Annotated in this window: 13 protein-coding genes; 6 read left to right on the top strand and 7 right to left on the bottom strand. The window is 70.9% G+C overall.

The window, feature by feature from the left end; all coding sequences use genetic code 11:
* Nucleotides 1-245: 245 nt before the first annotated feature.
* From LPC10_RS20810 to LPC10_RS20825, 4 genes are all read left to right on the top strand, one after another.
* Complete coding sequence (locus tag LPC10_RS20810) at nt 246-1,052, top strand: SDR family NAD(P)-dependent oxidoreductase (protein ID WP_231344155.1); 807 nt, start codon at nt 246-248, stop codon at nt 1,050-1,052.
* Between the two features lie 3 nt (nt 1,053-1,055).
* The gene (locus LPC10_RS20815) at nt 1,056-2,432 is read left to right on the top strand and encodes a dihydrolipoyl dehydrogenase (protein ID WP_231344156.1); all 1,377 of its coding nucleotides are present in this window, start codon (nt 1,056-1,058) and stop codon (nt 2,430-2,432) included.
* Between the two features lie 228 nt (nt 2,433-2,660).
* Nucleotides 2,661-5,285, top strand: coding sequence for a histidine kinase dimerization/phosphoacceptor domain -containing protein (locus tag LPC10_RS20820; RefSeq protein ID WP_231344158.1), 2,625 nt, complete (start codon nt 2,661-2,663; stop codon nt 5,283-5,285).
* Between the two features lie 7 nt (nt 5,286-5,292).
* Nucleotides 5,293-5,850, top strand: a complete 558-nt coding sequence (locus LPC10_RS20825; protein WP_231344160.1) for a biliverdin-producing heme oxygenase — start codon at nt 5,293-5,295, stop codon at nt 5,848-5,850.
* Between the two features lie 66 nt (nt 5,851-5,916).
* Here the strand turns inward: LPC10_RS20825 and LPC10_RS20830 are convergent, their stop codons facing one another.
* Together LPC10_RS20830 and LPC10_RS20835 are read right to left on the bottom strand one after the other, a co-directional pair.
* On the bottom strand, nt 5,917-7,101 hold the full coding sequence (locus LPC10_RS20830; protein WP_231344162.1) for a lysylphosphatidylglycerol synthase domain-containing protein: 1,185 nt from the start codon (nt 7,099-7,101) through the stop codon (nt 5,917-5,919).
* Complete coding sequence (locus LPC10_RS20835; RefSeq protein ID WP_231344163.1) at nt 7,094-7,576, bottom strand: hypothetical protein; 483 nt, start codon at nt 7,574-7,576, stop codon at nt 7,094-7,096. The genes LPC10_RS20830 and LPC10_RS20835 overlap by 8 nt, the downstream gene beginning before the upstream one ends.
* A 255-nt stretch (nt 7,577-7,831) precedes the next feature.
* On the opposite strand from LPC10_RS20835, the gene LPC10_RS20840 reads away from it, so the two are divergent.
* Nucleotides 7,832-9,178, top strand: coding sequence for a capsule biosynthesis protein (locus LPC10_RS20840; protein WP_231344164.1), 1,347 nt, complete (start codon nt 7,832-7,834; stop codon nt 9,176-9,178).
* A gap of 49 nt (nt 9,179-9,227) precedes the next feature.
* Entirely contained in the window at nt 9,228-9,512 is a 285-nt protein-coding gene (locus tag LPC10_RS20845) for a hypothetical protein (RefSeq protein ID WP_231344165.1), read from the top strand.
* 54 nt (nt 9,513-9,566) lie between these two features.
* On the opposite strand, the gene LPC10_RS20850 is transcribed toward LPC10_RS20845, so the two are convergent.
* The 5 genes from LPC10_RS20850 to fliF all read right to left on the bottom strand — a co-directional run bounded on the left by LPC10_RS20850 (nt 9,567) and on the right by fliF (nt 14,823).
* On the bottom strand, nt 9,567-10,940 hold the full coding sequence (locus LPC10_RS20850; protein WP_231344166.1) for a sigma-54-dependent Fis family transcriptional regulator: 1,374 nt from the start codon (nt 10,938-10,940) through the stop codon (nt 9,567-9,569).
* 182 nt (nt 10,941-11,122) lie between these two features.
* The gene (fliN, locus tag LPC10_RS20855) at nt 11,123-11,470 is read right to left on the bottom strand and encodes a flagellar motor switch protein FliN (RefSeq protein WP_231344167.1); all 348 of its coding nucleotides are present in this window, start codon (nt 11,468-11,470) and stop codon (nt 11,123-11,125) included.
* A 5-nt stretch (nt 11,471-11,475) separates the two neighbouring features.
* Complete coding sequence (locus LPC10_RS20860; RefSeq protein ID WP_231344168.1) at nt 11,476-12,102, bottom strand: FliH/SctL family protein; 627 nt, start codon at nt 12,100-12,102, stop codon at nt 11,476-11,478.
* Nucleotides 12,099-13,124: a flagellar motor switch protein FliG gene (gene fliG / locus LPC10_RS20865; protein WP_370644736.1), complete on the bottom strand. Its 1,026-nt coding sequence runs from the start codon at nt 13,122-13,124 to the stop codon at nt 12,099-12,101. Before fliG ends, LPC10_RS20860 begins: the two co-directional genes overlap by 4 nt.
* A gap of 73 nt (nt 13,125-13,197) precedes the next feature.
* Entirely contained in the window at nt 13,198-14,823 is a 1,626-nt protein-coding gene (gene fliF / locus LPC10_RS20870) for a flagellar basal-body MS-ring/collar protein FliF (protein ID WP_231344170.1), read from the bottom strand.
* Nucleotides 14,824-15,029 lie beyond the last annotated feature (206 nt).

Here is a 15,029-nt window from a genome sequence, read left to right on the forward strand (position 1 = left end):
ACCGCCAAGGCCGGGAGGGTGCCGTGGGCCGCCGCCGGTGCAAAGCGTTTTTGCGCGCAAAAGGCCGTCCGCCACGGATGAGGGCCGTCTCTCATCCCGTCCGAGGCGGCGGTCGGATCGCCGCAGCCCGGCGCCGGACTGGAACGATCCCCGACGCCCTCCGTTGGCCCGCGCATTTATCAAAGGGTAGCCCGCGCCGACACGGAACAGTCGAACCGGACGCCGCCAACGAAGAAGGTCGAACTATGGATCTCGGCATCAGCGGCCGCGTCGCGGTGATCACCGGCGGCGATTCCGGCATGGGCTACGCGAGCGCGGAGTACCTGCTGCGCGAGGGCGTGAAGGTCGTCCTCTCCGATCTGAAGGAGAAGGAATTGGGGGAGGCGGCCGGACGGCTCGCCGCCCTCGGTGCCGTGAAGGCGTGCCAGGCTGACCTCTCCAGCGACGCCGGCGCGCGCACGCTGCGCGCGTTCGCCGATCAAGCCTTCGGCGAGACCCCCACCATCCTCGTCAACGCCGCCGGCGTCACCGGGGCCACCGGCGATTTCCTGGAGATCGACGACGAGGGCTGGATGTCCACGATCCAGGCCGACCTGATGGCGGCGGTCCGCGTCGCCCGCGCCTTCATCCCGGGGATGCGCGCGCAGAAATGGGGGCGGATCGTGTTCTTCACCTCCGAGGACGCGGTCCAGCCCTATGTCGAGGAGCTGCCCTACTGCGCCGCCAAGGCCGGTCTGATGAACCTGACCAAGGGCCTCTCCAAGGCCTACGGACCGGACGGTGTGCTCGTGAACTCCGTGGCGCCCGCCTTCGTCGCCACGCCGATGACCGACGCGATGATGGAGAAGCGGGCCAAGGAACTCGGCGTCTCGTTCGATGCGGCGATCGAGAGCTTCTTGGAGGAGAAGCGTCCCGGCATCGTCGCCAAGCGCCGCGGCCGGGTCGAGGAGGTCGCCTCCGCGGTGGCCTTCCTCTGCTCCGAGCAGGCGAGCTTCATCACCGGCGAGAACTTGCGGGTCGATGGCGGCGCCGTCCTTACCATGGCGGCCTGAGCGATGCGGGAGATGTCTTGCGACGTCGCGGTGATCGGGGCCGGCACCGCCGGCATCGCCGCCCATCGCGCCGCCCTCGATGCGGGCGCCCGCGCCGTACTGATCGAGCAGGGGCCAGGCGGCACCACCTGCGCCCGCGTCGGCTGCATGCCCTCGAAGCTGTTGATCACCGCGGCCGAGGCTGCGCACGAGGCCCGTGCGGCGCACCGGCTCGGCGTCCGGGTCGGCGCGGTGCAGGTCGACGGCCCGGCGGTGCTGGCCCGGATGCGAGCTTGGCGCGACCGGTTCGTGGGTTCCGTGTTCGCGGGGCTCGATCGATTGCCGGCCGAGACGCGCCTGACCGGCCGAGCCGTGTTCGAAGGGCCGGACGTCTTACGCATCGACGACCACATCCGCCTGCGCTTCAAGGCGGCGGTGCTGGCGACCGGTTCCAGCCCGAGCGTGCCCGAACCGTTGCGGGGGCTCGGTGACAGGGTTCTCACCACCGATACCCTGTTCGAGATCGAGGATCTGCCCGCCTCGCTCGCCGTGCTCGGAGCCGGCCCGGTCGGCCTGGAGCTCGCGCAGGCCATGGCCCGGCTCGGCGTGGCGACCAGCGTGTTCGATCCCGGCGACAGCCTCGGGGGCTTGGGCGATCCCGACCTGAAGCGGGCCGCCCGCGCGATCTTTTCGGAGGCCTTCGACCTGCATCTCGGCGTCAAGGTCGAGAGCGGCGCGACGGACGGGGAGGGCGCACGCCTCGGCTGGAACGGAGAGAGCGGCGAGGGCGAGAGGGTGTTCGAGCGGGTGCTCGCCGCCGCGGGCCGCCCGCCGAACGTGTCGGGCATCGGCCTGGAACACACCGGCCTGCGCCTGAACGAGAAGGGGGGCCCGGTCCACGATCCCCGCTCACTGCTCTGCGAGGGCGCGCCAATCCTGATCGCGGGCGATGCCAACGCGGACCGCCCGGTGCTGCACGAGGCGAGCCGCCAGGGTCGCATCGCCGGGCGCAACGCGGCGCGGCTCGCCCGCAGCGAGGGAGCCGAGCGGCCGGAGCGCTGGGTGGCGCTCGCCATGGTGTTCAGCGATCCGCAGATCGCCGTGATCGGCGGTGGCTTCGACCCCGAGGCCGGCCACCGCGTCGGCGGCGCCGATTTCTGCGACCAGGGCCGGGCCCAGGTGATGGATCGGGCGCAGGGCGGCATCCGCCTCTATGCGGAGGCCGACGGGCGCCTCGCCGCCGCCGAGCTGATCGGCCCGGAGGTGGAGCATCTCGGCCACCTGCTGGCCTACGCGGTGCAGGACGGGCTCGATGTCCGGCGCTTGCGCGACCGGCCGTTCTACCATCCGACCCTGGAGGAGGGGCTCGAGACGGCCCTGTCCGATCTCGCGGATCGGTGAGGTTGGTGAGCCGGCCTTTTGCGACCATAGCGTTTCGGAGCGCGGCGCCGCCGCGCGTGCCGCGGTGGCTCTGCGCGGCCTACGCACTGTGTCGCGGCGTCTGTATGCATTCAGACAAAGCGCGGGCTTCTCAGGCACTTGGTGCGACGTTTCGGGGATCTCAAACGGACGTCTGCGGGCGCCTCGGCATTGCCTAACCCGAGCGCGGAAGGCATACCGGCTGCCGTAATGGTCGATCCGTCGCAGATGCACGCCAGGGGACCGAATGGTGGTCCGATCGACCTTCCGGTCGATCTCGATGCGCTCACCCCCGAGCAGCGGGATGAAATCGGCGTGGGCATTCTCGCTCTCGACGCCGCCGGAAAAGTGCTCGCCTGCAATCGCGCCGCGGGAAGCTTGTGCGGCTTGCCGCCCGACGCGATGGTCGGGCGCAACTTCTTCCGCGATCTCGTGCCGAGCGCGCACGTGCCCGGCTTTTACGGCCGCTTCCTCGCCGCTCAGCGCCGGGCCGTGGCGGGCCAAGCCTTCGAATTCGTGTTCGGCCGCATCCCGGCCCCGTTGCGGGCGCGGATCGGCCTGCGAGCGGGGGCGAACTGCACGTGGCTGACGATCAGCCCCCTCGAGCAGATCGCCGCCGGCCCCTCGCGCGAGGCCGTTTTCGCCGCGATCTCTCAGCGCAGCCGGGCCGAACCGGTCGATCCGAGTCTGTGCGAGCGCGAGCCGATCCACATTCCGGGCTCGATCCAGCCGAATGCGGTGATGCTCGCCGCCGACGCCGCGACGCTCGAGATCCTGGCCTTCAGCGCCAACGCCGCCGACGTGCTGGCGCCCGAGCTGTTTCCGCCGAGCGGCCTCAATCTGGAGGCGGTGCTGCCGGGCGCGATCGTCTCCGCGATCCGCGACGGCCTGGCCGCCCACACCCTGACCGACGGACGCCTCCTGCGCCGCACGCTCACGCTTCCGCCGCGGGAGGAGCGCTTCCACCTCGTGGCGCATGCCCATCTCGGCCGGATCATCGTCGAGCTGGAACTGGCACCGGAGCGGCCCGAGGACTTCCTCACCGCAAGCCCGCTCGACGCCGAACTCGCCATGATGCGGCTGCGCGCCGCCGAGACCCTGACCGAGGCGGCGCAGATCGCCGCCCTCGAAATCCGCGCCATGACCGGCTTCGAATCGGTGCTGGTCTACCGTTTCGACGCGGATTGGAACGGCGAGGCCATCGCCGAGGACATGGTGCCGGACTGGCAGCGCCCGCTGATCGGCCTGCGCTTTCCCGCCTCCGACATCCCGGCCCAGGCGCGCGCCCTCTACACCAAGGCCAAGAGCCGCTTCGTGATTGACCGTGACTGCGTGCCGGTGCCGCTCGTCGCCGACCGTTCCGCCGGCAATGCGCCGATCGATCTCACCTTCGCCCAGAACCGCTCGCTCTCGCCGATCCACCTCGAATACCAGCGCAATCTCGGCGTCGACGGCTCGATGTCGATCTCGATCATGGTCGAGGACCGGCTCTGGGGCCTGATGATCGGCCATCACCGCCGGCCGCATTACGTCGCGCCGGAGACTCGCGCCGCGGCCACCGTGCTCACCGACGGCTTCGCCATGCGGGTGCAGGAGATCGAGGGCAAGGCGCTCTGGGGCGAGCGGCAGCGTCATCTCGACGTGCAGGGCCGGCTCGTGCGCGGGCTCACCCGCTCCGACGATTTCGTCGCCTCCCTGACCCAGGGCAACCCGACCCTGCTCGACCTGTTCGGCGCCACCGGCGCGGGCATCGTCTCGGACGAGGCCGTCTGCCTCGTCGGCGCCACACCGGAAGCGGCGAAGATGCGCGCGCTCGCCGACTGGCTGCGGGAGAGTCTGGCGCCGGGCGAGATCACCTTCGTCACCGACACGCTGGTGCTGCACCATGCGCCGGCCTCCGCCTATACCGAGATCGCGAGCGGGCTTCTGGCGACCTTCGTCGGCACCTCGCGCCAGCACCTCCTGTTCTGGCTCAAGCCGGAGGTGCCGAGCACCGTGACCTGGGGCGGTGACCCGCGCAAACCCGTTCTGCCCGGCAGCGGCCCGGTGGCGGTGCTGCCGCGACGCTCGTTCGAGCGCTGGATCGAGGAGCGGCGCGGGCATTCCACACCCTGGGCGACCTGGAAGGTGGCGCTCGCCGCCCAACTCGCCGACGCCGTCGACGGCGTGGTGCTGCGCCAGCGTCGCAAGATCGACGAACTGACGGGCCTGCTCGCCGACAAGGAGCGCCTGCTGGAGCAGAAGGACCTGCTCACCCGCGAGATCGACCACCGGGTCAAGAACTCGCTCCAGATCGTGACGGCCTTCCTGCACATGCAGCGCCGCCAGATCGCCGACCCGGAGGCGCGGCAGGCCTTCTCCGAGACCTCGGCCCGCGTCATGAGCGTCGCCCGCGTCCATGACAGCCTGTATCAGGGCGAGAGCATGGAACAGGTCGATCTCGGCCAGACCATCCAGACCCTGTGCAGCGACCTCGCCGGCATGGCCGGCGACGAGCACAGTGTCGAGATGACGGCAGAGCCCGGCCTGATGGTGCCCTACCGGCACGCGGTGGCGCTGTCGCTGATCACCACCGAACTCGTCACCAACGCGTTCAAATATGCCGGCCGACCCGACAAGGGTGCGCGGGTCAGCGTCACCGTGGCGGGCGGCGAGGGGACGGCGGTCCGGCTCAAGGTCTGCGACGACGGCGAGGGCATGCCGCCGGGCTGGGAGAACGCCAAGGCGCGCGGCACCGGGCTCGGCATGAAGCTGATCCGCGCCATGCTCGACCAGATCGGCGCCCGCCTCGACGTCGAGAACGCCGACGGCGCCTGCTTCACCGTCTACGCCTGAGCCCTCCTTGAGCGACAGCCTGCATGCCCGCCTGCGGGAGGCCACGGCTCCGGCCCATGAGGCGCTGGAGCGCGACCTCGACTGGGAGGTGCGGGTGGCGACGCTGCCGGGCTACCGCGACCTGCTGATCCGCCTGCGCGGCTTCCACGCCGCCTACGAGCCGGTGATCGGGATCGCGCTCGCCGACGCGCCTTTCTTCGATCCCCGGCGGCGGCTCCCTTCCCTCGACGCGGATCTGCACGCCCTCGACGGGCCGGCGCCCGACACCCTGCCCGCACCCGCCGCGCCCCGGCTCGACGGCCCGGGCGCGGCGCTCGGCGCGCTCTACGTGCTGGAAGGTTCGACGCTGGGCGGCGCCGTCATCGGCCGCCACGTCGCCCGTCTGCACGGGGCGGGCGTGCCGCTGGCCTATTATGCCGGCCGCGGCCGCGCGACCGGGCCGCTCTGGCGGGCCTTCCGCGAGCGGCTGGATGGGTTGCCGGAGGCGGAGGCCGATGCAGCCTTCGCCGCCGGCATCGCGACGTTCGAGGCGATGCGCGGGTGGCTCGTCTCGGGCGCGGGCTGATCGGCACGGCTTCTCCAGCGCTCTGCCCTGGACCCGCGAAAGGACTTGTCCTTTCGAAACCCCGGTTCAGCGCGGCGGCAGCACCTGCGCCCGCTTCGCCTCCAGGCTCTGCCAGACGATCAGCGAGGGCAGGCCGAGGACCACGTCGGGCACGCGCTTGGCGAGCGACAGGGCGATGGCGGTGCCCGCATCGAGCCCGAACAGGGCGCCCACCACCACGAACCCGCCCTCCTGAACGCCGAGCCCGCTCGGCACCGCGAAGGCCGCCGACTTGATCGCCTGGGACAGCGATTCCAGCACCAGAACTTCGGTCAGGCTCACCTCGACCCCGATGCAGGCGAGCACGATCCAGATCTCGGCCGCCCCAAGGCCCCAGGCCACGGCGTGCAGGGCGACCGACTGGGCGATGCGCCCGCGCCGGCCCCGCGCCCAGACCGCATCGAGAGCTTCCTGCACCGAGAGGATGCCGGCCGCGTCTCCCTCCGGCTTCGCCCCCTCCGGAGCCGCCGAGCGCAGGAAGCGGCGGCCGAGGCCGGCGAGGCGCCGCTCGAGGCCCCGTGCCACGCCGAGCGTCTGCAGGGCGAAGAAGGCGGCGACCGCTGCCACCGCTACGACGGCGGCCTGTGTCGTCCACCACGCGAGTGCGGCGGCCGCCTCCCCCGGCAGCCGCCAGAGCAGGGCAGCGCCGAGCCCGGTGAAGGCCACCTGCGTCGCGACCTGGATCAGCATGTCGGCGAGCAGCGAGGCCGCCGCGAGGCTGCCCGCGACGCCCCAGAAGGTCAGCAGGCGCCCGCCCACGACTTCGCCGCCGACCGAGGCGACCGGCAACAGCACGTTCACGCCCTCGCGCACGAAGCGCAGGATCACGAAGGCGCCGGTCTCGACGGGCGGCTCGGCCGGAGCGCCCGTCCGGGGGCGGCCGGAGGGCGGGCGGCCGGAGGGCGGGAGGCCGGCCAGCACGCTCGCCCAGGCGAGCCCGCACAGGAGCACGATGACGACCCGCACCCCGACGATGGCGGCAAGACCCGCCGCACCGATCCGCCCGAAGGCCGTGCCGATCGCCGCGAGGTCGTTGGTGGCGACGAGCCAGACGCCCAGCCCCAGTCCGACCAGGGTGCCGACGAGCGGCAACCGGCGCAGCAGCCCGCGCAGGAGGCGCTGCGGCAGCGAGGGGTCGGCCGGACGCCGATCGTGGCGCCGGTCGCCGGGCTCCTGACACCGCTCCTCGCGGCGAGCGGGTGACTCAGCCATTCCCCGCTCCATCGGCCGGCACCTCCGGACGCGCTTCGACCGGCGCCGACAGGGGCGCGAGGACGAGGGCCCCCGCGGCGAGGTCTTCGAGCGCCGGATCGACGAGGATGACGCGGCGGCGGGCCAGGGAATCCGGCGTGGCCAGCGTCAGCATCCGCTTGGGGCAGGGTCCGAGACAGCCCGTCTCCACGAGCCGGACCTTGCCGAGCCGGACCTTGCCGGCACGCTTCGCGGAGCCGTCGCCACGCGCACCCTGTTTGAGCGCCTGCTTGACGGCACGGCCGATCTGCTTGCGGGCCACGCCCTGGCGTTTGGCGCATTTGCGGCAGACCAGCACGAGGTCCGAGAAGCCCGCCTTCGCCGTCCTGGCCCCGGTTTCCTTGGCCCCCGTTGCCTTGGTCCCGGTTTCCTTGGCCCCGATCGCCTCGCCCTGGGTCTCGCGGGCCGCCCCGCCCGGATCCTGCCGCCGTCCCACATGCCCTCCCGACCGGCCCGCTCGATTCGGGCCGCATCCCGATGTCCGGGGCGGTATCGCAGCCCCCCCGCCCGAGGCGCAATCCCGGCGGATCGCCGCGCCTTAAAAAGGGCCGAAAAGAACGTGACCTGAACCTCTAGACAGGATGCCGCCCGAGCTTGCCGAAAAGCCTTGCCCGTGCGTATCGCGGGGGGCGGGCGCGAGGCGTTTCGTGCGGGCGCGCTCCGGCCGTGGATCCGTGAGGACCCCCATTCGATGAGTTCCGACGACGAGGTCAAGCAGGCGACCCGAGTCCGGCCGAGCCCGAGCGTCCAGTCGCTCATGGAACTCGCCCGGCGCTCCGTGCCGGACCTGCGGCGCAACGCCGAGACGATCGAGCCGGTCGCGCCCGGCCGGGGCCGGCCTCTCGGCGCGGCCCTGGTCGAGCGGGCGCGGCGCGGTCTCGAATGGACCCGGCTGCCGGGCCTGCGGCCGCGGGAGGCGCGGCCGCCCGAGCGGATGGTCAAGCGTCTGTTCCGCAGCTACGCCCTGTTCGCGCTGCTGCCGACCGCGGTGGTCGGGCTCTACGTCTTCGTGATCGCCTCGCCGCAATACATCGTCGAGTCGCAGTTCGCCGTGCGCGGCAACGTCGAGCCGATGGCCAGCGCCGAACTCGGCCTGCACACCGACCTGATCCAGAAGCACAACAGCCAGGACAGCTTCATCCTGCGCGACTACATCGGCAGCCGGCCGATGGTGGAGGCCATCGACGCCAAGCTCGGCCTCGCGAAGATGTTTTCGGAAGACGGGATCGATTTCTGGGCCCGCTACGACGAGAACCAGCCGGTCGAGAAGCTGGTGCGCTACTGGCGCCGGCACGTGATTCCGCAGATCGATGCGATCTCCGGCGTGATCCACCTCAAGGTGCGCGCCTTCAAGCCCGAGGATGCGGTCGCGATCTCGCAGGAGGTGATCGCCCGCTCCGAGACCCTGGTCAACGGCATCTCGCGCCGGGCCCAGGAGGACATGATCACCAACGCGAAGAAGGAGGTCGAGCAGACCGCCGAGCGGCTCAAGCAGGCGCGGGTCGCCCTCCAGGAGTTCCGCAACCGCTGGGGCATCATCGACCCGGTGAAGTCGGCCGAGGCCGCCGTGACCACGATCGAACTCCTGCGCAAGGACAAGATCAAGGCGGAGAACGACCTGCGCGTCCTGCGCGACTCCAAGCTCGACGAAAAGAGCCGCGGCATCCAGGTGCTCGTGGCCACCGTCGGCGCCCTGGATGGCCAGATCAAGGACCTGCAGAGCCGCCTCACCACCGACGGCCTCGTCTCGAATTCCGAGCACAACCTCACCCAGGCGCTGCTCGAATACGAGGGCCTGATGGTCGAGCAGACGGTGGCGGAGAAGCTCAATGCCTCGATGCAGTTGATCCTCGACCGCGCCCGGATCGCGGCGGCCAAGCAGCAGATCTATCTGGCGACCTTCGTACCGCCCCTTCTGCCGACCTATTCGGAGTACCCGGCCCCGTTCTACACCCTGTTCGCGGCCCTGTTCTGCTTCACCGTGCTGTGGAGTTCGGTCTCGCTCGTGGCCGCGGCGGTCAACGACAACCGGCTCTGAGCGGCGGGCCAGCGGCATTCATCGAACGGCATTCTCTAAAACAGCGTCCATGGCGGATTTCACCGACCTCATCGCCCGCGCCGTCAGCCCCTCCATGAGCCGGGAGGAGCGCGAGCAGGTCTACACCGTGGTCCGGCAGGCGGTGCAGCGGCTCCAGGAGCGCGAGAACCTGGCCGCGGACGATCCCCGCATCCTGCTCCAGCGCCACCTGATCGAGGAGACAATCCGCGACGTCGAGTTCGACATCGTCCGCTTCCTCACCCTGCGCCGGATCGAGCAGGCGCGCGCGGCGCAGAATGCCGAGTACGAGGCGCAGTTCGCCAAGAAGCGGTGAGGCGAGCGGGCGCGTGGCAGGTGCGCGCCGCAGCCTCCGGCCCCGCCGGCCCTCTCAGCCGTAGGCCGCCACCGCCCGTACCCCGCCGGGCTCGGCCACCTGCAGGCCCGCCTCGACATATTCGTTGAGCTTGTTGCGCAGGGTCCGGATCGAGATGCCGAGGATCTTCGCGGCGTGCGTCCGGTTGCCCAGGCAATGGTCGAGGGTGTCGAGGATCAGGTCGCGCTCGACCTCCGCCACGGTGCGCCCGACAAGACCGCGGGTGGCGGCTTCCGCCGCGCTCGCCGCCCGCTCGACCGGGCCGGAGGCGGCGGCCGGCGCGGCCAGCGACTCGCCCTCCGGGCTCAGGATCGCGTCGGGGCCGATCTCGGGCCCCTGCGCCAGCAGCACGGCGCGGTGGATCGTGTTCTCCAACTCGCGCACGTTGCCTGGCCAGGGGTTGCGGGCGACGAGCGCCTGCGCCTCGCGGGCCAGCGGCCGCAGCGGCAGGCCGTTCAGCTCCGCATATTTACGGGCGAAGTGGGCGGTGAGTTCGAGGATGTCGGCCAGCCGCTCGCGCAAGGGCGGCAGGCGCAGGTGCACGACGTTGAGGCGGTAGAACAGGTCTTCGCGGAACGTGCCCTTCTTCACCTCCTCGGAGAGGTTGCGGTTGGAGGTGGCGAGCACGCGGATATCGACCTTGACGGGGGCCCCGCCGCCGACCCGGTCGATCACCCGTTCCTGCAGCGCGCGCAGCAGTTTGGATTGCAACCGCACGTCCATCTCGGAGATCTCGTCGAGGAGCAGCGTGCCGCCGTTGGCCTCCTCGAACCGGCCGATGCGCCGGGCGATCGCGCCGGTGAAGGCGCCCTTCTCGTGGCCGAACAGCTCGGATTCGAGCAGGGCATCGGGAATCGCCGCGCAATTGACCGAGACGAACGGGCGGTTTCCCCGGTTCGACTTGGCGTGGACGTGGCGGGCGAGCACCTCCTTGCCGGTGCCGCTCTCGCCGGTGATGAGCACCGAAGCCTCCGAGCGGGCGACCTGCTCGGCGAGCCGCACCACGCGCTCCATCGACGGATCGCGCCAGACGAAGCTGCGGGCATCCGCCGCCACCGCCTCCAGGACGGCCGCGATCATGTCCGGATCGGGGGGGAGGGGGATGTACTCCTTGGCGCCGGCCTGGATCGCGGCCACCGCGGCGCGGGCGTCGGAGGCGATGCCGCAGGCCACCACCGGCGTGCGGATGCGCTCGTCGGAGAGCGCCTGCACCATCCGGCGGATGTCGAGGCCGACATCGACCATGACGAGGTCACCGCCCTTGGCGCGCAGGGCCGCGAGCCCCTGGTCGATCCCGTCCGCGTGGGTGACCGAGGCCCCCCGGTTCATGGCGATCTTCGAGGCGGTGACGAGTTCGCCCGAGAGCCGTCCGACGATGAGCAGCCGCATGGCGTGGTGTCTCCGAAAAGGTTTGCTGTCCGATCGCGTCTCCCACCTGCGCCCTCTTCCTGAGGTGCCCGCATCAGCGGGCCTCGAAGGATCCTCCAGATCCCGCGCGATTGCCGGAGGATCCTTCGAGGCCTTCGCTTCGCTGCGGCACCTCAGGATGAGGGTACGGGTGGGACGACGGATCAGTGATCGTTTTTGATGATCTCGGTCATGGTCACGCCGAGGCGCTCATCGACCAGCACCACCTCGCCGCGGGCGACGAGGCGGTTGTTCACGAACACGTCGATGGCCTCGCCGACCTTGCGGTCGAGTTCGAGCACGGCGCCGGGGCCGAGCCGCAGCAGATCGCCGATCGGCATGCGCGAGGAGCCCAGCACCGCCGAGACCACCACCGGCACGTCGAAGACCTGTTCGAGGTCCGCCGCGCTCTTCGGGCTCGTCGGCGCGTCGCGCACGGAGCCGGGGCCGCCCTCGTCGTAGGGCATGTCGCCCTCGTTGAGCTGGGGCAGGCTGAAATCGTCGCTCGACATCGGGCTCAGGCCTCCGTGCTGGCGAAGTTGGGAGAGAGGGCGGATTCAACGGCGGCCTCGATGCGGGCGCGCTCACGCACGACGCCGCCATCGGCCCATTCGAGCCGGGCGTCGCCCGGCGCCATGTCGGGCTCGCCCAGCACCACGAGGCGGCCCTCGAAGCCGTGCTCGCGGGAGAGACGCTTCATCAGCGTTTCCGCGTCGTCGACCAGCGCCTCGTTCACCCGCAGGACGAGGTGGGGCACGCCGCGCAGGTGGCGCAGGGCGGAGCGGGCCGCCTCTTCCACCGCCGCGAGCGGGCGCGCGTCGAGTGCCTCGCCCGCGATCCGGCGGGCGAGCGCGTTCGCGAAGGCCAGGGCCTGCGCCTCGCGCTCGGAATCGCGGGCATCGGACTGGTTGAGGAGGCCGGCGGCGGCGAGGCCGACCCGAGTCAGGGCGTCGGCGAGCCGGGCCTGTTCCTGGAGGGCGGCCTCGGCCCGGCCGTCCTGGAGGCCGCGGGCATAGGCCGCCGCCTCCAGCGCCGCGCGCTCGGCCTCGGTCCGGGCGGCGGCCTCCGCGTCGGCGGCGGAGGGCCCGCGCGGGCGGCCGAAATCGGTATCGAACAGGAAGGGGCGGGAGGCGCGCGCGCTCAATAGACCAACTCCTCCTCGCCGCCGTTCTTGGCGATCATGATCTCGCCCTTCTCGGCCAGCTCTTTCGCGAGTTCCGTCATCTTGGCCTGCGCCTCATCGACCTCCTTGAGGCGGATCGGCCCCATCGAGCCCATCTCGTCGGTGAGGTTCTTGGCCGCGCGGGTCGACATCTGGCGCATGAAGAAGGCGCGCACCCGCTCGTCGGCCCCTTTCAGCGCCCGGCACAGGGTGTCGTTGTCGACCTTGCGCATCAGGGTCTGGACCGAGCCCGGATCGAGCTTCAGCAGATCCTCGAAGGTGAACATGAGCTGGCGGATCTTCTTGGCCGAGCCGCGGTTGGCCTGATCGATCGCTGCGAGGAAGCGGGTCTCGGTCTGCCGGTCGAAGGCGTTGAACACCTCGGCCATGAGTTCGTGCGCATCGCGCCGCGTGGTCTGGGCGATGGTCGAGACGAATTCGGTGCGCAGCGTCTCCTCGATGTGGCGCAGAGCCTCCTTCTGGACGGTCTCCATGCGCAGCATCCGGTTGAGCACGTCGATGGCGAACTCCTCCGGCAGGATCGTGAGCACCTTGGCGGCGTAGTCGGCCCGCACCTTCGAGAGCACGACGGCCACCGTCTGCGGATACTCGTTGCGCAGGAAGTTCGCGAGGATCTCGGGGTCGATCTGGGTGAGGCTCGCCCAGACGCGCTTTCCGGAAGCGCCCTTGATCTCCGCCATGATCGAGGAGACCTGCTCAGGGGGAAAGATCTTGAGCAGGAGCGACTCGGTGCGCTCGAAGTTCGAGGTGATGCCGCCGCCCGAGGACAGGCGCGAGACGAAATCGACGATCAGCCGCTCGACGGTGGCGGCCTCGAGCGAGCCGAGCTGCACCATGGCGTGGCTGACGAGCTTGATCTCGTCCTCGTCGAGGCGCTGCCAGATCGGCGCGCCCTCCTCCTCGCCGAGCAGCAGCAGCAGCGCGGCGGCGCGCTGCGGGCCCGGCATCTCGGAGAAGGCCTTCGACGCATCGAGGCTCTCCATGGCAGCGTTGAAGTTCACGCCCGCGGACACGAAACCTCTCCTCTCTCCCGGCTATGGCTGGTCTCGGCGCGCATCAGGAATCGTGGATCCAGTTGCGGAGCACCTCGACGGTCTCGGTCGGGCTCGCCCGCACCATGTCGACCACGCGCTCCACCGTCTCGGCCTGGATCTGGCCGTTGATCTTCGCCGATTCGAGGAACCGGTTGGTGCTGTTCTCGCGCACCGCGAGCTCGGCTGGACCCTCGCCGCCCGTCGCGCCGGCCAGCGCCAGCGCGCCGGCCGGGCCGGCCAGCGCGGCCACCGGCGCCTCCGCTTCGAGTACGCGGCGCAGGAGCGGGCGCACCACCGCCATCAGCACGACCAGGGTGAGCAGGCTCAGGACCGTGAGCTCGACGAGGCGCATCACGTCCTCCTTGGTCGGGCTCAGGAACGACTGGATCAGGCCCGGTTCGGCGAATTCGGGAGCGGTGGGCGTCTCGGCGAAGCGCAGGTTGACCACCTCGACCTGATCGCCGCGGGCCTTGTCGTAGCCGACCGCGGTGCGCACCAGCGCGGTGATGCGCGCGATCTCGGCGTCGGAGCGGGGCTGGTAGGCGGTCTTGCCGTCGGCGCCGGGGGCGTAGACGCCGTCGACCAGCACCGCCACCGAGAGCCGCTTGAGGCGGCCGCCCTCCAGGGTCTCGACCTTGGTGACGCGGGAGATCTCGTAGTTCGTGACTTCCTCGTTCTTCTGCGAGGAATCCTTCTGCTGCGGTTGGGCCTGGTTCTGGTTGGCGCCGGGCAGCTCGTTGCCGACGCTGGCCTGCCCTTCCGTCCCGCCGGTCAGCGAATTCTCGGAGCGGGTCTGGGTGGAACGGACCACGCGGCTCTCGGGGTCGAAGCTCTCCGAGCGGCTCTCGACCCGGTTGAGATCGAGTTCGGCGGTGACCTGCACCCGGGCGCGGCCCTGGCCGACGATGCCGGCCACGATCTCCTCGATCTGCGAGCGCATGCGCCGCTCGATGCCCGTCTGCCGCTCCTCCAGGGCGCCGGCCCCGTCCTTCTCCGCGCCGCGGGCGCCGTCGGCCAGCAGCCGCCCGCGCTCGTCGACGATCGAGACCCGCTCGGGCTTCAGACCCTCGACCGCGGAGGCCGCGAGATGCCGGATCGCCCGCACCTGGCTCGGATCGAGATCGCCCATCAGCTTGACGACGATGGCGGCCGAGGGCGCCTCGCGGTCGCGCTCGAACAGGCGGCGCTCGGGGATGACGAGGTGGACGCGCGCCGCCTGGACCCGGCCGATGGCGCGGATCGAGCGGGCGAGCTCGCCCTCCATCGCCCGCAGATGGTTCACGTTCTGGACGAAGCTCGTCGAGGAGAAGGCGTCGCCCTTGTCGAAGATCTCGTAGCCGATGCCGCCTTGCGCCGGCAGGCCCTTGCCGGCGAAGTCCATCCGCAGCTTGGCCAGGTCGGCGCGGGGAGCGAGCACGGTCTGACCCATGTCGCCCTTGGTCTCGTAGATGATGCCGCGCGCATCGAGCTCGCGGATCACGGCCGACGAATCCTGCATCGAAAGGTCGGAAAACAGCACGCCCATATCGGGCCGCGAGACACGCAGGATCACGAAGGCGAAGAAGCCGACCAGCGTCAGCGTCACGGCCGCCATCGCGGCAATGCGCGCAGGCCCGAGCTTCGTCACCAGATCGAGGATGGGTTTCACGGGCCGGCACGCCTGAGGACAGCGGATGCGGCCGCGAGGGATGCGCGACCGCCCGGCAAGAATTGCCCGGTGCGTGGTTAGCGAGGCGTTAACGCCGGGACTGTCCCGTTCACGATGTCGCGGCCGGCGCGATCCGCTCGAGGGTACCGGAAACGACGAGAGCCGCCCCGGTGCTCCGGAGGCGGCTCCTCATGCGTTGCGCGAAC

Origin of the sequence: Methylorubrum sp. B1-46 (genome assembly GCF_021117295.1) — a bacterium.
GTDB lineage: Bacteria > Pseudomonadota > Alphaproteobacteria > Rhizobiales > Beijerinckiaceae > Methylobacterium.

Coding starts and splice junctions, on each gene's coding strand:
- fliN (WP_231344167.1), bottom strand. CDS start 11,470: ATGTCGAGCGACGATTTCAGCCTGCCCCAGCTCAACGAGGGCGACATG.
- LPC10_RS20845 (WP_231344165.1), top strand. CDS start 9,228: ATGGCGGATTTCACCGACCTCATCGCCCGCGCCGTCAGCCCCTCCATG.
- LPC10_RS20840 (WP_231344164.1), top strand. CDS start 7,832: ATGAGTTCCGACGACGAGGTCAAGCAGGCGACCCGAGTCCGGCCGAGC.
- LPC10_RS20820 (WP_231344158.1), top strand. CDS start 2,661: ATGGTCGATCCGTCGCAGATGCACGCCAGGGGACCGAATGGTGGTCCG.
- fliG (WP_370644736.1), bottom strand. CDS start 13,124: ATGGAGAGCCTCGATGCGTCGAAGGCCTTCTCCGAGATGCCGGGCCCG.
- LPC10_RS20830 (WP_231344162.1), bottom strand. CDS start 7,101: ATGGCTGAGTCACCCGCTCGCCGCGAGGAGCGGTGTCAGGAGCCCGGC.
- LPC10_RS20810 (WP_231344155.1), top strand. CDS start 246: ATGGATCTCGGCATCAGCGGCCGCGTCGCGGTGATCACCGGCGGCGAT.
- LPC10_RS20815 (WP_231344156.1), top strand. CDS start 1,056: ATGCGGGAGATGTCTTGCGACGTCGCGGTGATCGGGGCCGGCACCGCC.
- LPC10_RS20850 (WP_231344166.1), bottom strand. CDS start 10,940: ATGCGGCTGCTCATCGTCGGACGGCTCTCGGGCGAACTCGTCACCGCC.